This window comes from Paenibacillus sp. KACC 21273 (assembly GCF_028736095.1).
Taxonomy (GTDB): Bacteria; Bacillota; Bacilli; order Paenibacillales; family Paenibacillaceae; genus Saccharibacillus; species Saccharibacillus kyungheensis.
Window position 1 is genome coordinate 1,025,904 of sequence record NZ_CP117876.1, and the last position, 22,224, is coordinate 1,048,127.

The following is a 22,224-nucleotide window of genomic DNA, read 5'->3' on the forward strand; positions in this document are numbered from 1 at the left end:
TATAAAGATTAAATATAACAAAAAGGAACTTCATCTAAAAAGAGAAGTTCCTTTTTTGTCGTAGCTACCATATTAGTATGTCGTAAAGCATAATATAAACTTTATACAATAGCAGTCTTGCAAAAAACGAAAATATTTATACTTTTGCAGGTCTTTTCACCAAACTGATAAAGCACAGTACAGCGAGCACTTCGGCCACCAAAATAACCACACTCATCGGCACAGCAGTCAGCCCACTACCGAGTCCCACTAATGGAGAAGCCGCTCCACCTAATAGAAGTGGAAGCAGCCCTAACAGCGCAGAAGCGCTTCCTGCGGCGTTGCCCTGACTTTGCATAGCGAGTGAAGTCGATGTAGCTCCTACAGAGCCTACACAAGACACAACAAAGAATAACATCGCAGCAATAGGGAACAGTCCACCACCAGCCAGCGCAATAATCAATAACAATAAAGCAGCTGTAAAAGCGATCCCTAGACTGATTTTCAAAATAACCAATTCGCCATATTTACCAGATAGACGACCTGCTAATTGAGCGAAAATGACAATGCCTAATCCATTCATAGCAAAAAACAAACTAAATCCTTGTGCAGATACACCGAATATCTTCTGCACCACAAAAGGAGAACCTGCAATATAAGCAAACATTGCGGCGGTAATAAAAGCTTGTGATAAGGCGAAGCCGATAAAATGACGATCTTGAATCAATCGTCCAAATGTACGTAGTGTGGAGCTTAGTCCACCAGAAGCTTTGCGTTCATTGGGTAATGTCTCCGGTAAACCAAACAACACCATAAATAACATCACTGCCCCGATAACCGCTAAAACAATAAAAATACCTTGCCACGGTACAAATTTGAGCAATGCGCCCCCGATAATTGGAGCAGCGATTGGAGCTACACCGTTAATAAGCATCAGAAGCGAGAAAAACTTGGTGAGTTCATGTCCTGAGTACAGATCACGTACTACAGCACGCGAGATTACAATCCCAGCAGCTCCTGTCACGCCTTGTATAAAGCGTAGTACAATCAGTAGACCGATACTTTGTGTTAACGCACAACACAGCGATGCTACGGTATACAAGATCAATGAGATGATCAGCGGAGCACGTCTACCTTTTACATCGCTTAGTGGCCCAACAAGTAATTGTCCGAATGCTAGACCGAGCAGGCAAGCAGTTAGACTGAGTTGCGCCAGCGAAGCATTGGTATTCAAATGTTCGGCTAGCGTAGGCAAAGCAGGTAAGTACATATCAATCGATAATGGAGCAAACGCAGATAAAGAACCTAAAATCAAAGCAATCCATAACCGTTTGGAACGGGTTAAGGAAGATGCTGTTAAAGGTTGATTGGATGAAGCTTTGTTCATTAATGTTCTCATTCCTTTCTTCTATCACCGCATAGTATATGCGACTGTATTTACATTTTAGCTAATGGATGTTCAGACAAATAGATGGCTGTACATCCTTGCAATAGTATTTAGTGTAAACGAATAAAGTATAGTAGGAAAGCCTAATATTTCGGTATGCATTAATTCGTGCTATAATAAATCCCAAAAGATTGTAACATCCTGAAAGCCAATTACACCCGAGGAAGGAAGGTCAACTATCTTGTCCACTAAAGCCAAACAACCGAAACCTGAATGGATCAAAATCAAGATGACCAATGACAGTAACTATCAGGAAATTAAAAGTATGATGCGTTCCAAAACTCTTCATACCGTCTGCGAGGAAGCACGCTGTCCTAACATTTATGAGTGCTGGGCGAATCGTACAGCTACTTTTATGATTTTGGGAGATATTTGTACACGTGCTTGTCGTTTTTGTGCAGTCAATACGGGGATGCCTACGGAGCTTGATTTGCAAGAGCCAGAAAGGGTTGCGGAAGCGGCTGAAAATATGGGGCTTCAACATTGTGTAATTACAAGTGTAGCCCGTGATGATCTGAAAGATGGCGGAGCACATATTTTTGCGGAAACGATTCGTGCAGTTCGCAAGCGTTTACCACTTTGTAGTGTGGAAGTATTGATCCCTGACTTTATGGGAGATATTGATTCACTAAAAATTGTTATGGATGCTAAACCGGATATTCTAAATCATAATATTGAAACAGTGGAACGGATGTCTGATCGTGTTCGTGCAAGAGCTAAATATCCTCGTTCTATGGAATTGTTACGTAACTCCAAAACACTACAACCTTCGATTCCAACCAAATCTAGTATTATGCTAGGTGTAGGTGAGGAATGGGATGAAATTTTAAAAACAATGGATGACCTTCGTGCCATGGATTGCGATATTATGACGATTGGACAATATTTGCAGCCTTCACCAAAACATTTGGATGTGGCTAAATATTATACTCCTGATGAATTTGCAATTTTAAAAGAAGAAGGATTAAAGCGTGGATTCAGTCATGTTGAGTCTGGTCCGCTTGTCCGTAGTTCCTATCATGCGCATGAACAGGTTCAATCCGCATCGAAGTCGAAGGAAACCTCGACGGTCTAAATGCTGAAAGGCGGGAGAACCTTGATTCAAATCGGCGGTAAAACATACGAAATTATTAAAGAGCATCGTGATGGTTGGAATGCAGAAATATTCCGTGAACGATATAGTGAAGTATTGGATCGGTATGATTATATTCTAGGAGACTGGGGTTATAATCAATTGCGTCTCAAAGGATTTTATCGTGATGGACATCCCAAAGCAGGTAAAGATACTTCTTTATCCAGCTTGACTGAATATATTAATGAATACTGTAACTTTGGTTGTGCTTATTTTGTATTGCAAAAAACAAAAGAAGTTGCAGAGCCACCGAAGCCAGCTAATGGAGAAAAAGCAGAAAAGTCTGAGAAATCCGAGAAATCGTCTAGAGGACAAGGAAATCATTCCAAAAAAGACAAGCAGGATAAAGCAGCTTCCAAAGCTGTGCCTGCATCTGCTCCAGTCGTGCCTGCAACTCCGGTAGCACCTGTTGTTGAAACAGTAGAAGTACCTGTTACAGAAAAGCCTGTAGAGCCTTCTACAGAGCCTGTACAACCTCCATCTGTAGAAAGTCATACAGAAGTCGAGGCAGACGTAAAACCAAGCGAAGAAAGTTCCAAATCTTAATTTTCTCGTTCAACACAAAAAGCTTCCAACTCCACAATCACAGTGGCGTTTGGAAGCTTTTTTTAGATACAGCTAAAGTCATATGGTATTACCGTTCTTATTTATCCTAGAAATGATTGACGTACACGATTCCAAAATGGATAAGGACGATAACGTGCAAAGCTTACTTGCTTTTTGGAAACCTGACAACGAATAGAAATCAGATCATCAAATGACATATTTAAATGATCCATTGTCAATTGTAGCTTTTGTGGTTTGCGTGAATGAATATCACAATGATGATGCTTGGGTAACATTAACGAAGAACCGAGTGTACGATAAATTCGGTTGTTGATCGAAGCAATCTCAGCGATCTGAAGAGCTTCAATCGTTGGATGTACCATAGCGCCACCAAGTGCTTTGTTATACGCAGTACTCCCCGAAGGCGTAGATACACAGATACCATCACCACGGAACATTTCAAAAATCTCATCGTTGATATCGACTTGAGCGACAACTGTCGTTCCGTCTACCCCTTTGAGTGTAAATTCGTTAAGTACGGTATGATGAGTTGTTCCGCTCTTGGTCTGAATATCCAATTCAATTAATGGATATTTGACAATTTTGGGATGACGATCTGATGTTGATGACTCACCCGCCATAAAATTAACTAAATCAGCCAATTCATCTGCTTTCCAGTCAGCATAAAATCCTAAATGTCCGGTATGAATACCGACAAATGCTAAATCTGGGATATGATCGATAAATGTGTGAAACGCATGAAGCATAGTTCCGTCTCCACCAATAGATACGACGATCTCTGGTGATTCAGCATCTAGCTGAAATCCGCGTTCGGCAGCAAGCTTATGGAATTGCTCGCTCAGTTCGATAGATAATTGATCTCCACGATCAAGCACATAGTATCTCAAGTTTGGAAAGCTCCTTTGTCCTTTATCGTTAAATCCTTTGTAAATATACTCACCTTCGATGATAATCAATTCTTGAGCGGAACACAATGTTTAACTGTAAATCTATTTTAAAATAAATAGGGTTTAGTCATATGACTGATACATAACCGACATAATGTAGGCTTCTGTAAAGAGTTTGTAATCTAATTGTTAAAGAAAGCGTTTGCAAAAAGGGTTATATTCTGCAAAAAGGTATGATAAAATAAAGGTATAAATGGTCGTCGGAATTGTCAATGATTGTTAGTACACACTTAGAATGGAGTGATGAACATGACTACAAGCATTCTTGCCGGTATTCTCGTATGTCTATTCGTGTACGTCATTCGTGCTTCTTTTGTTCAATCTGGTGAAGAAGATCGAAGCATGTATTGACCTAGACCGCACTTGTATTTTACATTATATTTTTTTCATATATTATACATTGATTAAAGACGCTAAAGAAATCTTTGGCGTCTTTTTTATGATATAATTTGACACATGACGTATAGAAAGAAAGTTGGCGAGCGATAGTGAAATTTGATCAATCTTTGTATGTATTGCTAGGCGAAGCAGATGGAATCAAGCGCTTGGTCGAAGCTTTTTATCCTAAAGTACAGCGTGATCCTTTAATTGGTCCGCTTTTTCCTGAAGATATCAATCCTGTGATGGAGAAACAATATATGTTTCTTTCTCAATTTTTCGGAGGGCCGGCGCTTTTCTCTGAAGCTTATGGTCATCCGATGATGAGAGCGCGTCATATGGCGTTTCCGATTACCGATGAAAAAGCAGATGCCTGGTTAGCCTGTATGAATGAAGCTTTGAAGGAGCTAAATATTGAAGACGAATTACGTGTATTTGTGGTAGATCGTTTATCAGGACCGGCTCATCATTTTGTAAATACGCATTAATTTGATTTGGGGGAAGTGGGTTAGATGGAGGGGACAACAGAGTTAGAGCCGTTATATACGATAAAAATCACCTGTCCACAGTGTGATGAAGAATTCAAAACAAGTCGTGTTCGTCCAAGTATGAAAAGAGCTTCCAGACGTGATTCTGACTTTTGTGCTTATTATCAGCATGAAAATCCTGATTTTTATGTTGTACGGATGTGCCCGCATTGTGGATTTGCTTCTACTGAAAATTCACAAGCCACATTAACAGATCGTCAGCGTGAACTGTATATGGAGCAGATCGGCAGTCGATTGATCAAGCGTGATATGGGTGGACATCGTACTAGAGAGCAAGCGTTAGAATCTTACAAATTCGCATTAATGTGTGCACAAGCCATCGGGGATCGAGAACGCATTATAGCAAGCTTTCTTCAACATATTGCCTGGATTCATCGCTATGGTGGTGAAACAGAGCAAGAACTTCGCTTTTTACGCTATTGTCTGGATTCTTATATTAAAGTGTATCAGATTGAAAGTGTTAGTGGTGGGGATGCCAAGTTATTATATCTGATCGGTGAATTACACCGCCGACTGGGTGAATTTAACGAAGCAGTTAAATGGTTTTCACGTGTTATTCATGATAAACGGATTACAGACTCAGCGATGATTCGAGCTTCGCGTGAACAATGGGCTTTATTGCGAGAACAAATGTTATCCAAAAACATGGATTTGCCAGAGGAAATGAAAGAATCATAAATAACAAATAGCGGGCACTCTAATGATCTTTAGAGTTGTCCGCTATTATTACAATATCTATACATATACATTTGAATATTAGTGACGAAGGACTGTATCTGCTAACAAATAATCTGAATCGGTATCTAACAAAGTGATTCGATTACTGCAACAAGGGAACACCAGTAATTTTTTTTTGCCTTCATGGATCGAAATTAACTCTTTCGGTTTGAGTGGTAAAATTATATTTTCTGCCTGACAAAATGGACATTCATGAACATAAATATCATTCATAATAATGTCGTAAGGCCAGGTCTGATTAAAAGGAATCATAATTATTCGTTGCCGCCTTTTTCGTCTTCTTTTGCCAGTTCAGCAATTTTTTGAAGCAGGATATGCTTGGGCATATGCATCAGTTGTTCTAAAGGTACATTCAGCTTCTCCGCCAATTTGACTGCGGTATCTGCTGAGATCTGTAGTGGTTGCATAAAGCTTCCCTCCTATCTTGGAATATGATGATTTAGAGTATACTATACTTATACCCACTTGACGATGGTACAGTAAATCAAGCATTATATTTGTTATGATTTATACATAGATTTGAAATTGTAGCCAATAATCGGCATACTTGTAGCTACAAGCAAAATGATCAATCATTCCAACATATGTCTATTTACAGGCAGATACAGAAAGGTGTGCTATGATGAACCATCCTATTCAACCTACATGGAATTTAGAAACGATTTTTGCTGGAGGTTCCAGTTCAGAACAATTGCAGACTTTTTTGCAAACATTATCTCAAGATATTCAAGCATTATATCAGCAATTAGAGTCGATGACAGCACCTCAAAATGTTACAGAGACTGAACAATATGATGGATTGTTAGATCAACTACAAGCTACACGTATTCGTCTACGTGAAGCCTCTTCTTTTGTCGGTTGTCTAACAGCTCAAGATCAAACAGATAAAGAAGCAAATCGTCTTGGATCATCAATCTCTACGATGTCCGCTAATCTGCAAGGCGTATTTGTCCGTTTTCATAGCTTACTAGCTGCAACAGCAGATGATGTCTTCCAGCAATGGGTCAGTCGTCCTGAGATTGCACCGATTTCTTTTTATCTGACAGAGAATCGTTCACTAGCACGTGAGAAAATGGCTCCAGAACTGGAAGGATTGGCGTTAGATCTTGGTGTGGATGGTTATCATGGTTGGAGTAAATTATATGATACGATTGTAAGTCATATCCAGATTCCGTTTGAACAAGATGGCAAAACAGTGATGTTATCCGCAGGTCAAGCGGCTAATAAAATGAATGATACCAATCGTGAAGTACGCGAAGAGATGTTCCGCAAATGGGAAGAAGCATGGGGCAATGCCGAAGATTATTGCGCCGATACGCTTAATCATCTTGCCGGCTTCCGCTTGAAATTATATGAACGTCGTGGTTGGGAACAAGTGTTAAAAGAACCGCTAGCGATTAACCGGATGTCTGACCAAACGTTATCGGCAATGTGGAATGTAATTGTGCAAAATAAACCGGTGTTTGTCGATTATCTAAAACGCAAAGCGCAAATTCTTGGTGTCGATCAGTTAAGCTGGAATGATGTAGATGCACCAATCAGTACGGTAGATAGTCATGTCGATTATGATGATGCTGCCAAAATTATTGTTGATCAATTCCGCAAATTCAATCCTGAAATGGCTGATTTTGCAGAACATGCTTTTAATCAACGCTGGATCGAAGCTGAAGATCGTGCTGGCAAGCGTCCAGGCGGGTTCTGCACGTCTTTACCATTAAGTAAAGAAACACGTATCTTTATGACTTACAGTGGCACAGCATCCAATGTGTCGACGTTAGCGCATGAGCTAGGACATGGATATCATCAACATGTGATGAATGATCTGCCTGCATTTAGCCAGGGATATGCGATGAATGTTGCCGAGACAGCTTCTACATTTGCTGAAATGATCGTAGCTGATTCTCTAGTAAAACAAGCTCAAAATGAAGAGGAAAAATTGTCTTTGTTAGAAGATAAAATTCAACGTAGTATCGCATTCTTTATGAATATTCATTCACGTTTCTTATTTGAGACACGTTTTTACGAGCAACGTCGTAATGGTACAGTAAGTACAGATGAAATTAATCGCTTAATGGAAGAAGCACAACGTGAAGCCTATTGTGATACATTGTCTTCGTATCATCCACATTTCTGGGCATCCAAGCTTCATTTTTATATTACAGGGGTACCATTCTACAATTATCCGTATACATTTGGATATATGTTCAGTACAGGGATCTATGCACTAGCTCAGCAAGAAGGAGCAAGCTTTGCTGCGAAATATGATGCACTATTGCAAGACACAGGACGTATGAGCGTAGAAGAGTTAGCACAAAAACATTTAGGTGTAGATCTGACTCAACCGGACTTCTGGCAAAATGCGATGAATGTAAGTATTGCTGATGTCGAATTATTTATGAATATGACTGCTGAACAGGTCAACAAGTAATCTGCTAGACTAGCATAGATATAATCAATAATAAGCATAAAATAAATAAAAAAAGATATTCACGTTGTGTTCTTGATCGAAAAGAATGCAGTGAATATCTTTTTTTATTTAAATCATATCAACCTAGTAAAATCCAATTATTCCGTTAAATAGTGAATAAAATCGTAGGTAAATATAGGAATAATAATCGATTTTTGTCGAATAGTAGTAAAAAGTACCTAATTGTTAAAAATAGTATTGATCAGACTTTAAATTGGCACTATAATGAGTCAGAAGTCCTACATTAACAAGTGTTTTAGAGAGAGGAAGGGGAAAAAATGCCTAAGAACGATCTAGTTTCTCTAGCGAGACAACTCGACATCGTGTTCAAGGAGCTTGAAAATGAATTGACCAATTTGGATTCGGGTACTGTATTTATCCAGATCCGTAACAACACCGTTGGTAAATTCGGTATTAAACACAACCCAATCGCAGGAAGAAATGGGGAGTGGAACGGGCCAGAAGAAGGGTTAAGCAGTATTCAGATCAAATCGTTTCGACAAATGGCAATTGAATCGCTAAAATTCAAAAATCATTGGACGCATGGGGAAATCAGTTACGAATTTGCTATTCGTAAAGGAATGATTGCGGTCGATACTACGATTGAATCTAACTACAATATGGCTAACCACATGATTCGCTATCCAAGAGCTACATACAGCGAAGTACAATCAGAGTTGTCCTAATATCGACGAAGCAAGCTTACAGCAAGATATTCCGAGCTTTATTTAGATCATCATGTTTACTGCACTCATACCTTATATATGTTATAGAACTCTACAGAAGTACGACGTGAATCTGCACGTCACTATATATTCGATGAATCTTTATAAGAAGGAATAGCAATATAATAGCAACACGAAAAAAGATGACTCCGATAAGAGTCACCTAGGCGTGTAGATACTTATCTAGCGATAAGTAATCTGCACGTTTTTTCGTTATGTTGGTTATGATAGAGATTTGTAAAATTATTCATCTCATCGCAGTAGCTTACTTTTATTTCAGTTGAGTGTACTTTTCAATCACATCAATCTGAAGACTAAATTCAACAGGCTGTTCAGGAGCAACATCAATTAAGCCTGTGAAGTCTTGCGAATGTGTAGAATTGGCTGCATCTGGCAATGTAGTATAAGGCTCAATACATAGATACTGATCACTTTCGCCTTTGGTATACAGTACCCAATATTTGAAATAATCAGGATCAGCAGAATAACGAATACCATAACCATCATCACGGGTTAATTCTGCACTGACCGGTCGCTTATCACCGATTCGAAGTAAATTATCCCAGTTCCGATTTGCCATATTCATACCTGTATTTAATTCTTCCCATTCATCCAAAGGTGCTACTTCGCCCGTAGGAATCTGTTCGGCATCTTGCAACAACTGGTCGCTAACTGGAATCTTTAATGTCCAACGCTGTGGTTCACCATCTAATAAGAACCACGTATGTAGACCGAATCCAAATGGAGCAGATGTATCACCCAAATTGGTTATTTTCATACGTTGCATGAGTGAAGTACCTTGTAATTGTAATGTCATCTCTAAACGAAGTGGAATCGGATATTGACGCATCCAGTTCGGATCGTCTGCTGTTAATAATTCAGTTGTAATCGTGCAACCTTCATCATTCTCATCAATATCGGATACACGCCATGCCTGGGTACGGTGCAATCCATGAATATGATTGTCGTTGGCTGTATTTTGATCAAATTGATACGTTGTTCCACTATATTCGAAATGTCCACGACGGATTCGTCCAGGTGGCATCAGCATAGGCATGCCAAAGTGATACGGTTTTTGCAAATAAAAATCAAGATCACTTTCTTCCGGGCGGCGCAAAATCTCACGATTTTCTTGCAAGTCGCGAATGCCGATTACATTGTTACCGAGTCTTGGCAGCAATGTAACTTCTAACTGCTGACTTTTCAAAATATACGTGTCATAACCGTTCCATGTTCCTTTGGTTACTTTCATGGCGCTGCTCCCTCTTTCTGCATCGAAATATACATCCATGATAACAGATTTTGAGCGAAATTGGGATTTGACAATGTCACATTTGCCAATTATGATGAGATCTAAGAATACGATGACAGAGAGTAGTACGCAAAAAGAGCTTCTTCAGAAAGCTGATGGATGATGCGAATCAGCGGAGAACTTTTGCCGAATGGACTCTGGAGTGCTGTGCTGAACCAGACATCTGAGATAACATGAGGATGGGTCTGTAGTAGGTAGGTCGGTGGTTCGCCGTTATCTGAACACATTCAAGATTAAAATAATGCTTATAGAGTATATCCATATACGACTGTATTATTTTGATGAATAAGGGTGGCACCACGGTCACACGTCCCTTGCAGGATGTGGGCTTTTTTTGTTTTCTAAAATAAGGAGGAACAATACATGAAAACGGTATTATCAGGTATTCAACCAAGTGGTTTGTTAACTATTGGTAACTATATCGGTGCAATGAAAAACTTTGTTGCATTACAAGAAGATTATAATAGTTACTTTATGGTAGTAGATCTGCACGCGATTACAGTCGCTCAAGAACCAGCAGCATTACGCGAAGCTTCAGAATCAGTAGCAGCATTATACTTAGCAGCAGGGCTTGATCCGGTAAAAGCAAATATTTTCTTACAATCACATGTTCCTCAACACGCAGAACTGGGATGGATTATGACCACACTTGCAGCGATGGGCGAGTTGGAACGGATGACTCAGTTCAAAGATAAATCCGAAGGTAAAGATTCGGTAGGTGCAGGATTATTTGTATACCCGGCATTAATGGCGGCAGATATTTTGTTATACAATGCCGATCTGGTTCCTGTAGGTGACGATCAGAAACAACATTTGGAATTAACACGCGATCTAGCAGGAAGATTTAATCATCGTTTTGGAGACTATTTTACAGTGCCAGAACCGTTTATTCCAAAAGTAGGCGCACGTATTATGTCATTGGATGATGGTACGAAAAAAATGAGTAAAAGTAATCCGAATGTAGGTAGCTTTATCGCATTACTTGATCCACCTGATGTGATTCGCAAAAAGTTAAGTCGCGCTACTACAGATTCAGGACGAGAAGTGATGTATGATCCGCAAAACAAGCCGGAGATCAGTAATTTGATGAGTATTTACTCTCAATTTTCAGGGCTTAGTTTGGATGAAATAACAGCTAAATATGAAGGACAAATGTACGGTGGATTTAAAAAAGAATTAGCAGAGGTTGTCGTTGCAGGTCTAGAACCGTTGCAACAACGTTATCGCGATATTCGTGAATCTGGAGAAGTTCATCAAGTTCTCCGCCAGGGTGCTGAAAATGCACAAGCCGTAGCGGAGAAAACATTGATAGCTGTAAAAGAACGGATGGGCTTTTTACCTGCTCAACGTTAATTTACAATAAAGACAGCTATATGCTAGACAGTAGGTGTTCCTGCTTGACGTTGACGTTTGGCTTTGGTTACAAATCCCCAACCGATATTACCGATAGCCACGACACCTAGCAATATGGCTAACCATGCAGAATAAGAGATAGCGATTGCACAAAACATTAACAATACAATAGAAGAGACGGCAAACCACAGCGAAAGACCTTTACTCATGATGGATAGCCTCCTGAATGATATGGTCCGATCATGCGGACACATGCTTGAATAATAACTACTTTCTATTGTGCCTGAGCAGACTATAAGGGTCAAGTCTCATTCTGAAATGAAATTCAATATATTTGAATAGACAGATAAAGTAATACCTGTAAAAGCCTGTACTTTCGGTAGAAATATCGATGTACAGGCTTTTTTAAATTCTAATTGATTATTATTCTCAATTGTGTTGAAATAAGAAAGTGTTACCGCCTGAATAGAGATGATCGATAGGTATAGGAGGTTTTTACAGATACAACTATGAATAAAATGAAAAGTATACAAGTGAGTGGCTTGTTTCTTGTTGCACTGATTATTTTAGTGTTATCGATATTTATGGCTGTTTCTTATGGAGCCAAATCATTACCGATCGCGACTGTCTGGGATGCGGTATTTCATTACGATTCTACAGTGACTGCACATCAAATTGTATATGATATTCGATTACCACGCGTGTTGGGGGCTGTTTTTACAGGTATGGCATTTGCTGTTGCCGGTGCTTTGATGCAAGGGGTAACCCGTAATCCTATGGCAGACACAGGCATACTTGGTGTGAATGCTGGAGCGGCTTTTGTCGTAGCATTATGTTTTGCCTTTTTACCTCAATTAGCTTATTCGTATCTGATGTTGTTATCGTTTGTAGGCGCAGCACTCACTACCTTACTCATTGTAGTGTTAGCATCATTTACTCCAGGTGGTCTAAATTCTTTGAAATTAACGGTTGCCGGGGCTGTGATTGCAGCGATGTTACATTCATTAAGTACAGGGATTGCACTTTATTTTGGCTTAAGTCAAGATCTGGCTTTCTGGTATGCAGGTGGTGTATCAGGTGTGACATGGGAACATCTTCATTTATTGATCCCTATTGTGATCGTGATTATCATCTGGAGTATCACTATGGGGCGTTCGATTAGTTTTCTAGCTTTAGGTGATGAGACGGCTGTGAATCTAGGCATTCGTACAAAATCGGTAAAAGTATTGGCAATGATAGCAGCGGTAATATTAGCTGGTGCTTCTGTAGCAGTTGCAGGTTCAATCAGTTTTGTAGGATTGGTTATTCCTCATATCGCCAGACGCTGGATCGGTGTTGATTACCGGGTAGTCATTCCGTTCTCTGCATTGTTAGGCGCTATTTTATTAGTATGGGCTGACTTTGCTTCACGAATGGTTAGTCCACCGCAAGAATTTGCGATTGGTGCTATGGTCGCGCTAGTTGGGGTGCCATTCTTTCTTTATTTAGCACGTAAAGAAGGAAGGGGATTATAACGATGGATATTCAACAGTTGCAGGATCGCAAACAACGCCGGGCACTCTGGATGATGATCATTATGGTCGTTGTAGCTATGATGATCGTATTGATCAGTCTTAATACAGGCTCGATCCGATTATCGCCACTACGTGTGATGTGGACATGGTTAGGGCAAGGTTCTAAGATTGAAAATCTTATTATGTTTCAGTATCGACTACCTCGCATAGTAATTACTATTTTAGCAGGAATGGGTCTGGGGGTTGCCGGAGCTGTTCTACAAGGGGTATCTCGTAATTCACTTGCTGATCCGGGTATATTAGGAATTAATGCTGGAGCAGGATTTGGATTGATCATTTTTGTTTCCTTTTTTCGAACGATGGAAGGTTCTATCGCTTTGCTGATTCCTTTATTTACCTTTGGCGGTGGTGTATTGATTGCTTGTATCATCTTTATGTTATCGTATGACAGACAGCGAGGATTGCTTCCTATTCGTTTAATTCTTGTAGGGATCGCTGTGGCAGCAGGGATTAGTGCAATTACTTTGTTGCTGTCTTTGAAATTAGATCCAGATACATATGCTTTTGCAGCAACATGGTTAGCTGGAAGTGTATGGGGGCGAGATTGGATTCATGTATGGTCTTTACTTCCATGGATCATCATTTTGGTTCCCTGGGTATATCTACGTTCCAGAACGCTAGATATGTTTGTACTGGGAGATGAGATTACGACAAGTCTAGGTAACTCCACTACGAAAAGCCGATTGGTGTTGCTATTATTAGCTGTCGGATTAGCTTGTGCCAGTGTGTCTATGGTAGGTTCAATTGGATTTATCGGCTTAATTGCTCCACATATTGCAAGACAATTAGTAGGCGCTCGCCATCAATATATGATACCTGTAGCCGCGATGATCGGAATGATTATTATGCTAAGTGCTGATACGATCGGACGCTCCATTTTCCAACCGAATTTTGTACCGGCAGGCGTAGTTGTAGCATTAATTGGTGGACCTTATTTTATTTACATTTTATTTAAGAAAACAGTCTAATGAAAAAAAAGTACTACCTTAACCATTAATGACTGAATACACATCTTGGAGGAAATACCGTATGAATATCAAAAATAGTTTAGTAACCAGTGTCTTTATAGCCATTATGATCTTGTTATCAGCATGTGGACAACCAGCAGCTTCAACAACGTCTTCATCTGCTTCTGAATCTTCTTCCAGTATGGTCAAAGAAGAAAATGGGGTTATCATACATGATGCCAAAGCTAAAATTGCTTCTATGTCGATCCATATTACAAATAATTTGCTGGCATTAGGTATCCAACCGGCTGGTTCTGTTATCGGTGGCGATGTTAAAGACTTTTTACCACATGTAGCAGATCGTCTCAAAGGAACAACCAAATTAGGAGTTGTGACTGATCCTGATATGGAAGCATTGCTTGCTCTGCAACCAGATGTTATCTATATCGATAAAGAATACTCCGGTAAAGATATTGCTAAATTTGAGCAAATTGCACCTACGATTGTGATCGATATGGATCAAGGAACATGGCAAGATCAGCTTAAAGAAATATCAACACATGTAGGGCTTGAAAAAGAAGCCGATACATTTATTGCACAATACGATACCAAAGCAACACAAGTCAGCACATTGATTCATACCAAATTAGGAGCAGACGCTAAAGTAATGGCGATTCGAATGACACCTAAAGAATTACGTGTGATGAGTACAGCGCGTCCGCTAGGGCCGATTATGTTTGAAGATTTGAAGCTGAAGATGGCAAATGGATTAGATCAATTTTCAAAAGACGAGCCATATGAAGTCATTTCCAAAGAAGTGTTGCCTGATTTTGATGCAGATGCGATCTTCGTTATTATTAGCAAAGGAAATGATGCACAAACGAATTTTGACGAATTGGAAAAAAATCCGTTATGGCTTAACCTTAAAGCTGTTAAAAATAAACACGTATATGTATTGGATGGACAAAAGTGGCTTGATTATTCTTCTTTAGGACAACAAATGGCTTTGGAAGATGCAGAGCAATTATTTAGTAAATAAATTGAAGCTATAATGAATAAACAATAAACAAAGAACCTCTAATCAGAGTCTAGTCATATTCAGCATTACTGCTGTATATCTAGATAGATTAGAGGTTCTTTTGTATTTGTATCATTTAGTTATAGAAGTTAGCCTACATGTAGACCTAAGCGATCATTCATTTTGTCAGGGCTTAACCAACCTACATAAGAATCAATCGCATTGTAATTGTGATCCATCACCACTACACCTACGAAAGGATATTGACGACGATGGCGATAACGAACATCTGCCCAACGAACAATATAACCGGTAGATGTCTCTTCTACTTCTGAGACGGTGTACGATGAAAAATAAAGCAATGCACGAATATCGCGATGTTTGCGAGAAGCTTCAATCGCCGGATGATCCATAGATTCAATATAGTCTGCCCAGATTAACCGATCTGGACTGTACCATCCCATTCGATAACTGCCATCTTTTTTAGCATGAACAACATGCCAACGACGCAGTGAAATTGTTGGAATCAATACATAATGTCCATCAGGTTCAGGAGAACGACCGTTTTCGATATCCAATTCTTCTACTTTTTTCGTCAGAACAAAATGAGTTACAGTACGCCATACATAATAGAGTGCAATCACTACATAAAGGGTAATAAATAATGGAGCAGGTGCGACTAGACCTGTAATCCACAATAATAAAGCAAGAATATGAGTACTGAAGATAAACGGATCAAAAATGTTAATAATATTCCATGATATCCACTTATCGCTAAACGGTCTGACCGCTTGTGTCCCATACGTATTAAATAGATCGGTAAACACATGCACCATCACAGCAATAGCTGTCCATAACAGCACATGCCATATGCCGGCTGGATGAATCAACAGCGATGTACCTACACCAATCAACAATATCCATAACGCCATAAAAGGAAGAGAGTGTGACATTCCTCTGTGATTGCGTATATAGGTTGCGTTATCTTTAAATCTCAAAATCGTATCAAAATCCGGTGCTTGTGAACCTACAATCGTAGCTACCATTACAGCAATAGCCAATCTTGGATCAGAAGCGACCACAGGATCCACATAAGCAAGTCCAGCAAGTCCAAATCCCATAGCAAAATGGGTGGCAGTATCCATTGCAATTTCTCTCCTTTAGCGCTTGGCAGTAAAAGCGCGACATCTTCTGATGTAATAAAAAATGATTTTTGTGTAACAAAATATCTTACGATAAGCGCTTGGCAATAAAAGCGCGACATCTTCTGATGTAATAAAAAATGATTTTTGTGTAACAAAATATCTTACGATAAGCGCTTGGCAATAAAAGCGCGACATCTTCTGATGTGATAAAAAAGCTCTATACTTTATTGATATCGGCAACATTAGCAAATGGATTATAGCTATTTTACATGATATACGTAATAATTGCCTGTTCAGATTATGATAAACCAATTGCAAAAAGATGAATCTTTTAACCATGACACAGTCTGTCAATAAATTGTCATAAACGGCGATATGACAACGATGAATCCAAAAGACTTTTTATAATAGGTATGATAAAGTGAATAGTACCTATGGTGTATTCGGCAGGGCATGTGACCCTATTTTAAAGAAAGATTGTATGCTTTGCAAAAATGATGTTAAAGGTACTACAAGATATTGCGCTTATAGAGTTAAGCGCTAGGGAGGAACTTATCAGCGTGGATAAACAAATCAGTTATCAGGCTTCTTCGGATTCCACAACATCCTCTACCGAACCTTCGCCTTCAGATCAACCGGTGACTTGGAGAGATTTTGTGACGCTTGCCAAGCCAGGGATTTTGAGATCGAATCTGATTGCGACCTTCGGTGGATTTTGGCTCGCTTCTGGTTGGAATGTAGATTACATCCATTTGTTATGGACATTGCTAGGTACGATGTTGGTGATGGCCTCTTCATGTGTGTTTAACAATTATTTTGATCGTGAGCTGGATACCAAAATGATACGCACACAAGATCGTGTACTAGCAACACGTCGTATCTCACCTTATATTGTACTCTGGTATGCCATCATATTAGGTATACTCGGATTAGCGGTACTAACATTATTTTCAGGTCTGCTTGCAGCGGCATTTGGTGTGCTTGGGATGTTTGTCTATGTGATCATCTATACACTGTGGTTAAAACGCTCATCTACATGGAGTACGTCACTTGGCGGGATATCAGGAGCGATGCCACCGGTTATTGGATATGTAGCAGTTACCAATCATGTGGATCTAGGCGCGTGGTTATTATTTGCTATGTTATTCTTATGGCAACCACCACACTTTTGGGCACTCGGCATTCGCCGTGTAGAAGAATATCGAGCAGCAGGTTACCCTCTTTTGCCAGTCGTTAAAGGAATCCAACGCACAAAGTATCAAATGCTTCCGTATATTGCTTTGTTAATTCCTATTCCTATTTTGATGTATATGTACAACTATACAGGTATTATTTTTATGATCGTATCGCTGGTGTTGTCTGTATTGTGGTTCGGGATGGCAGTAGCCGGATTTAGAAAACAAGACAATGACAAGTGGGCGAAAACGGCGTTTATTTTTTCGATTAACTATCTGACGATTAGTTTTATTATGATGATTATCGATACGGTTCATAAAGGATAAGCTTCTACCTCTACAATGATAAAAAAAGAACACCACAGGAGAGACAACTCTATGTGGTGTTCTTTTAATATATGATGGGGTAAATAATATACTCTTCCAAGCCCGCTTTTTCTAATTGAGCAACAAGATATTCATCAGGGGTGCCTTCAACACCAGCATAACCACGTCTTGTGTACATATGAATAGCATCGGGAAACGTATCACGCAATACACCACGAATTTTTTTGCCAGCAGGATCATTGTCCATAAATAAGTACACTTCATCATGTCCGATTTGTTTGCGTAGCTTTTCTAATTTTAAGGCATTGAGTGTTCCAAATGTACATTCTATGTGTACTTCTTCTTTCAATAAGCGACGTAAGCGACTGCGATCATTTTTGCCTTCGACAATAATATGCATCGTATCACATCCTTCCAATTATTGTAATATATCAAAAGATAGCTTACGAAATAAAGTGATCTAGAGCGTTTGCTGACATATCATCTATACATCTTGTATAATGAACAAAGGTTATAGAGTAGGGTATGTATTATTACACAAATGCATTCATCATGAAAAATGAAAGTTGGAGGTTGAAGCTATGGATTGGCAAGTGTGGAGCGAGTTTTTTAAACAAAATTGGCTAATCATTCTGGTTGCCTTAATTATACTATTTCTAGTGATTAATCTGGTCAAAACGGTAATTAAATGGTTGATCGTGATTATTATTGCTGTTGCTTTGTTCATATATAGTGGGATTTCTATGGATCAAATTAAAGATACAGTTTCCGGTGTAACCGAGCAGACCCTTTCAGCCTTACAGCAAGAAGCAACAGAAGTGATGAAAAAAGAAGCCGCTGATGCCAAATTTGAAAAAAATCAAGATGGTACGTATACGATTCGCACCACCAATCTTGAAGTATTAGGAACACCAGGCAAAAACACAGTAAGTGTTACTTTCCGCGGGGTGTCTTTGGGTGAATGGGATGTGAAGGGAACGATGAAATCTTTTATAGAAGAAGCCAAATCGAACGCTGGCACATCAGGTAACCCTTCTTAAATAGCATGATCAAAATGTAGGGGGACCTGTATGACGATGAATGAATTGTCCACGTTTTTCGATAGCAGTCCAGTATCGGTTTTAATATATGTCATTATAGTATTCTCTATTATTCAAGGAATACGTCATGGTGCAGTACGTTCAGCAGGGCGATTGCTCTCATGGGCTGGACGTACATTGTTAACCGTGTTAGCACTTGTGTTAGCTGCTCCTTTTGCGTTGTGGGCTTCTCCTTATGTGCAGTCTTGGGCGCAAAGCGTATCTTCTGTGACACCGGAAGGTCAATTGGAATGGTGGCGTGAAATGTATTACTCAGCGATTTATTTAATCTCTGAATTTTCGTTGTTACGTTTTATTGTGTTATTTGTTTTGAGTTATGTAGTAGCCAGTATCGCTTTTTCATTGCTAGCCGTCTTGCTTTTACCGGAAAAATGGAGCCGCGGCTCTATGGGTGGAGAACCTAAGCGTTCTTCATGGCTGAATCGTTTAGCAGGTGGAGGTATAGGACTGCTTAACGGAGCAGTTCGATCTATTATGGTTATTTTGATTTTATTTATCGTGGTCAGTCTTTATCCAAGTACAACTGTAACTTCATACGTAGAAGGTTCTGCGTTGTATCGGCAAAGTGTATCCACTGTGATTAAGCCGTTAACCGGTTCTTTTGTAGCTGATACATTACCTGTGTTTACCAGTGCAGTGGAGAAAGAGCTAACTGGTATTTTTCAACGCAAATATGATGTCGTTGATCGTAGCATTCCGTCTGATATTGAAGATGCGGCAGCAGCGATTGTAGCCAAAGGAACAAGCACAGAAAGCAAAGCGCGTTTGTTATATGAATGGGTAGGTTCACGGGTGACTTATGATTATAGTAAAGTCGAAAATTATGAGCAACGTGGAATCTGGCATGAACAAAATCCTGAAGAAACATTTGCTACTCGTAAAGGGGTATGTATCGATTATGCTCGGTTGTATGCTGTAATGGCACGTTCTCAGGGAATTGATGTAAGAGTGGTTACAGGTCTTGGTTATAATGGACAAGGCGGTTATGGTCCTCATGCGTGGAATCAAGTGTATTTACCGGATTCAACACAATGGGTTCCTCTTGATCCAACATGGGCTTCCGCAGGCGATTGGTTTAATCCGCCCAAATTCGCAGAGACTCATATTGAGCAAAGTGTGTTGTAAAAGAGCGAAAATATTCAATAGCAGGTTGTCTATGGTATGATAAAAAAAGTTCAAATGTCGCCTCGTTTTATAGTTGATGTACAGAATGACAGGCATCATGTAGTGCCGTAAGAGAAAGGGAAATGTTACAACATGAATAAATCGGGTATGGATGATCCGTCAAAGCGCGAGTTGAAAAACCAACGTCAGTTTTCAATTCGACTGAATGTGTTTTTCTTTGCGACTTTTATCATTTTTAGTGTCTTAATTGTTCGTCTGGCGGTATTGCAGTTCGTAGAAGGTCCAACGTTGAAAGAAAAAGAAGCAAGTATTTCGAGTAAAAGTACGCCTATTCCACCGATCCGTGGCAATATTATGGATGCATCCGGTGAAAAAATTGCTTATTCTACGTCGTCACAGTCTTTATATTTTACTTTGGAAAAAAACTATTCTTTAGCAAAAAATAAAGACGAATTATATGGCATTGTGAGTAAGCTCAAAAAGGTATTCAATCAATACGGTAATAAAGATGAAACGATGACCGCAGATCAGATCATCGAAGCGATGGATATTACGTATCGCAAAAACTTCGGTTATACGCCGCGTCGGATCAAAAAAGATTTAACTAATGAAGAGATCGCTTATTTCCTTGAACATAAAGATCAATTCCCGGGAATTGAGATTGTAGAGGAAAGTGTTCGACATTATGATACCGATCGTGTCGCTGTGCAGACAGTAGGTTACTTGTCTTCTTTTGCCGGTGTTCGTAATACGATGGATCATTATAAAAACAAAGCGAGATTAGAAGATCCTCAAGAAAAATATCTCGATACCGAATTTGTCGGTGTAGATGGTATAGAATATGCGTATCAAGATGATCTACGTGGTAAAAATGGTCTCAAAACAACGCCTGTTAATGCGATGAATATTGCAAGTGGTCGTACTGAACTGACTGCCCCTGAAAAAGGCAATAACGTGTGGATGACCATTGATAAAAATGTACAAAAAACAACGCAACAAGCGATTACCGATCAATTGTCGTTCCTTCACTCTTATCGCAGTGGTTCCTCTTACGCGCCTAATGCCCAAACAGGATATGCAGTAGCGATGGAAGTGGATACCGGAAATATAGTCGCTATGGCAAGTATGCCTGATTATGATTCCAATGTATGGGAAAGTATGACGGACGACAAATATAAAGATATTCAGCATTATTATGCTAACGGAGCGATTCGTGAAGTGTATCGCGAAGGACATGCTTCTTCAATGGTGTTGATGGGTTCAGTTATTAAGCCGTTAAGCGTTCTGATAGGATTGAAAGAAGGATTATTCACACCTTATAGTGGTTATCAAGATATTGGATTTGCTCAGTTTGGTAAAGCAGGATACGAAACCAAAGTACGTAATTCTAGCAATCACGTCTACGGTTATTTGACTCCTTCTACTGCAATCGAACATTCATCGAATGCATTTATGGTCGATATGGTGGGTAAAAAGCTGTATACCACATACGGTGGCAAATCTATTAATGTATGGGATAAATATATGAAAGAATTTGGTCTGGGTGTTTCTACGAAAAGTGGACTTCCTTATGAAAGTGATGGCTCAGGCGAATATATGAATCTTAAAGCTGCTGGTAGTGCGCAAGCAGCAATGGCATATGCTTCATTTGGACAACAAGGGAAGTATACTACACTGCAATTAGCGCAATATGTAGCAACATTAGCGAATAAAGGCACACGTCTTAAACCTCAATTGGTAAGCAAAATTACCGATTCAGAAGGTAATATTGTACAGAAAACAAAAGCACAAGTGGTTAACCAAATCGATTTCCCGGATTCTTACTGGTCGACAATTAAGTCTGGAATGAAGAGTAAAGTATCTGGATTTGATGGTTTCCCTTATGACTATGCTCGTAAAACAGGTACATCGCAGCAATCAGTATATGGTCATTTAGTGGACAACGGTGTATTTATCGCTTATGCTCCACGAGATAATCCGAAGTTGGCAGTTGCTGTTGTAATTCCTGAAGGTGGATTTGGTGCACAAAGTGCAGCTCCAGTAGCTCGCAAAATCTTTGATGCCTATGATCAAGAATACGGATTAGATGGTATTCCGAAAAAAGTATCAGAAGCCAAAACAACCGATCAAGCAACAGATAGTAGTACTAATTAAATAGTAAATTAGCGTAATTGATCTAAATTGTAGAGTAGCGGGTTCCTTCTAAAGAGGAACTCGCTT

General features: G+C 39.5%; 22 protein-coding genes and 1 other annotated feature. Of the genes, 14 read left to right on the top strand and 8 right to left on the bottom strand.

The features are described from left to right. Positions 1–136 precede the first annotated feature (136 nt). Positions 137–1,378: a multidrug effflux MFS transporter gene (locus tag PQ460_RS04780; protein ID WP_420540623.1), complete on the bottom strand. Its 1,242-nt coding sequence runs from the start codon at positions 1,376–1,378 to the stop codon at positions 137–139. A gap of 229 nt (positions 1,379–1,607) precedes the next feature. Here PQ460_RS04780 and lipA point away from each other — a divergent pair, with 229 nt between their 5' ends. Continuing rightward, positions 1,608–2,501, top strand: coding sequence for a lipoyl synthase (gene lipA, locus PQ460_RS04785; protein ID WP_273613541.1), 894 nt, complete (start codon positions 1,608–1,610; stop codon positions 2,499–2,501). Between the two features lie 21 nt (positions 2,502–2,522). After that, complete coding sequence (locus PQ460_RS04790; RefSeq protein WP_274171911.1) at positions 2,523–3,104, top strand: YutD family protein; 582 nt, start codon at positions 2,523–2,525, stop codon at positions 3,102–3,104. A 101-nt stretch (positions 3,105–3,205) separates the two neighbouring features. On the opposite strand, the gene PQ460_RS04795 is transcribed toward PQ460_RS04790, so the two are convergent. Further along, on the bottom strand, positions 3,206–4,012 hold the full coding sequence (locus PQ460_RS04795; RefSeq protein ID WP_204826857.1) for an NAD kinase: 807 nt from the start codon (positions 4,010–4,012) through the stop codon (positions 3,206–3,208). A gap of 548 nt (positions 4,013–4,560) precedes the next feature. Between PQ460_RS04795 and PQ460_RS04800 the strand changes: the two genes are divergently transcribed. Then, a complete protein-coding gene (locus PQ460_RS04800) occupies positions 4,561–4,938 on the top strand; it encodes a globin domain-containing protein (RefSeq protein ID WP_273613535.1) in 378 nt (125 codons plus the stop codon). 24 nt (positions 4,939–4,962) lie between these two features. Further along, complete coding sequence (locus PQ460_RS04805) at positions 4,963–5,676, top strand: DUF2225 domain-containing protein (RefSeq protein ID WP_204826855.1); 714 nt, start codon at positions 4,963–4,965, stop codon at positions 5,674–5,676. 78 nt (positions 5,677–5,754) lie between these two features. On the opposite strand, the gene PQ460_RS04810 is transcribed toward PQ460_RS04805, so the two are convergent. Further along, positions 5,755–5,988: a hypothetical protein gene (locus PQ460_RS04810; RefSeq protein ID WP_273613534.1), complete on the bottom strand. Its 234-nt coding sequence runs from the start codon at positions 5,986–5,988 to the stop codon at positions 5,755–5,757. 2 nt (positions 5,989–5,990) lie between these two features. After that, positions 5,991–6,143, bottom strand: coding sequence for a YycC family protein (locus tag PQ460_RS04815; RefSeq protein WP_204826853.1), 153 nt, complete (start codon positions 6,141–6,143; stop codon positions 5,991–5,993). A 215-nt stretch (positions 6,144–6,358) separates the two neighbouring features. On the opposite strand from PQ460_RS04815, the gene PQ460_RS04820 reads away from it, so the two are divergent. Together PQ460_RS04820 and PQ460_RS04825 are read left to right on the top strand one after the other, a co-directional pair. After that, positions 6,359–8,164 (top strand): M3 family oligoendopeptidase, encoded by a 1,806-nt coding sequence (locus tag PQ460_RS04820; RefSeq protein ID WP_274171912.1) that lies wholly within the window; start codon positions 6,359–6,361, stop codon positions 8,162–8,164. A 317-nt stretch (positions 8,165–8,481) separates the two neighbouring features. Further along, positions 8,482–8,889, top strand: coding sequence for an O-methyltransferase (locus PQ460_RS04825; RefSeq protein ID WP_204826851.1), 408 nt, complete (start codon positions 8,482–8,484; stop codon positions 8,887–8,889). Positions 8,890–9,199: 310 nt separating this feature from the next. Here the strand turns inward: PQ460_RS04825 and PQ460_RS04830 are convergent, their stop codons facing one another. Then, positions 9,200–10,180: an aldose 1-epimerase gene (locus tag PQ460_RS04830; RefSeq protein WP_273613532.1), complete on the bottom strand. Its 981-nt coding sequence runs from the start codon at positions 10,178–10,180 to the stop codon at positions 9,200–9,202. A 103-nt stretch (positions 10,181–10,283) separates the two neighbouring features. Continuing rightward, positions 10,284–10,558 (top strand) — a binding site (T-box leader). Positions 10,559–10,603: 45 nt separating this feature from the next. On the opposite strand from PQ460_RS04830, the gene trpS reads away from it, so the two are divergent. Then, the gene (gene trpS, locus PQ460_RS04835) at positions 10,604–11,593 is read left to right on the top strand and encodes a tryptophan--tRNA ligase (RefSeq protein ID WP_204826849.1); all 990 of its coding nucleotides are present in this window, start codon (positions 10,604–10,606) and stop codon (positions 11,591–11,593) included. A 23-nt stretch (positions 11,594–11,616) separates the two neighbouring features. On the opposite strand, the gene PQ460_RS04840 is transcribed toward trpS, so the two are convergent. Next, positions 11,617–11,802, bottom strand: coding sequence for a hypothetical protein (locus tag PQ460_RS04840; RefSeq protein WP_204826848.1), 186 nt, complete (start codon positions 11,800–11,802; stop codon positions 11,617–11,619). A 309-nt stretch (positions 11,803–12,111) separates the two neighbouring features. Here PQ460_RS04840 and PQ460_RS04845 point away from each other — a divergent pair, with 309 nt between their 5' ends. The 3 genes from PQ460_RS04845 (at position 12,112) to PQ460_RS04855 (ending at position 15,153) form a co-directional block, all read left to right on the top strand. Beyond that, the gene (locus tag PQ460_RS04845; protein WP_274171913.1) at positions 12,112–13,107 is read left to right on the top strand and encodes a FecCD family ABC transporter permease; all 996 of its coding nucleotides are present in this window, start codon (positions 12,112–12,114) and stop codon (positions 13,105–13,107) included. A gap of 2 nt (positions 13,108–13,109) precedes the next feature. After that, positions 13,110–14,135 carry a FecCD family ABC transporter permease gene (locus PQ460_RS04850; protein WP_274171914.1) on the top strand — a complete coding sequence of 342 codons (1,026 nt, stop codon included), beginning with the start codon at positions 13,110–13,112 and terminating at the stop codon, positions 14,133–14,135. Positions 14,136–14,202: 67 nt separating this feature from the next. Next, complete coding sequence (locus PQ460_RS04855; protein ID WP_443147206.1) at positions 14,203–15,153, top strand: ABC transporter substrate-binding protein; 951 nt, start codon at positions 14,203–14,205, stop codon at positions 15,151–15,153. A 128-nt stretch (positions 15,154–15,281) separates the two neighbouring features. Here PQ460_RS04855 and PQ460_RS04860 read toward each other — a convergent pair whose 3' ends face one another. Beyond that, a complete protein-coding gene (locus PQ460_RS04860; RefSeq protein WP_274171916.1) occupies positions 15,282–16,277 on the bottom strand; it encodes a metal-dependent hydrolase in 996 nt (331 codons plus the stop codon). 560 nt (positions 16,278–16,837) lie between these two features. Here PQ460_RS04860 and cyoE point away from each other — a divergent pair. Beyond that, positions 16,838–17,779 carry a heme o synthase gene (gene cyoE, locus PQ460_RS04865; RefSeq protein WP_274171917.1) on the top strand — a complete coding sequence of 314 codons (942 nt, stop codon included), beginning with the start codon at positions 16,838–16,840 and terminating at the stop codon, positions 17,777–17,779. Between the two features lie 64 nt (positions 17,780–17,843). Here the strand turns inward: cyoE and PQ460_RS04870 are convergent, their stop codons facing one another. Next, positions 17,844–18,179: a toprim domain-containing protein gene (locus PQ460_RS04870; RefSeq protein ID WP_273613526.1), complete on the bottom strand. Its 336-nt coding sequence runs from the start codon at positions 18,177–18,179 to the stop codon at positions 17,844–17,846. Between the two features lie 181 nt (positions 18,180–18,360). On the opposite strand from PQ460_RS04870, the gene PQ460_RS04875 reads away from it, so the two are divergent. The 3 genes from PQ460_RS04875 (at position 18,361) to PQ460_RS04885 (ending at position 22,158) form a co-directional block, all read left to right on the top strand. Further along, positions 18,361–18,819, top strand: coding sequence for an ATPase (locus PQ460_RS04875; RefSeq protein ID WP_273613525.1), 459 nt, complete (start codon positions 18,361–18,363; stop codon positions 18,817–18,819). A 30-nt stretch (positions 18,820–18,849) separates the two neighbouring features. Then, positions 18,850–20,004, top strand: a complete 1,155-nt coding sequence (locus tag PQ460_RS04880) for a transglutaminase domain-containing protein (protein ID WP_274171918.1) — start codon at positions 18,850–18,852, stop codon at positions 20,002–20,004. Between the two features lie 132 nt (positions 20,005–20,136). Next, positions 20,137–22,158, top strand: a complete 2,022-nt coding sequence (locus PQ460_RS04885; protein WP_274171919.1) for a peptidoglycan D,D-transpeptidase FtsI family protein — start codon at positions 20,137–20,139, stop codon at positions 22,156–22,158. Positions 22,159–22,224 lie beyond the last annotated feature (66 nt).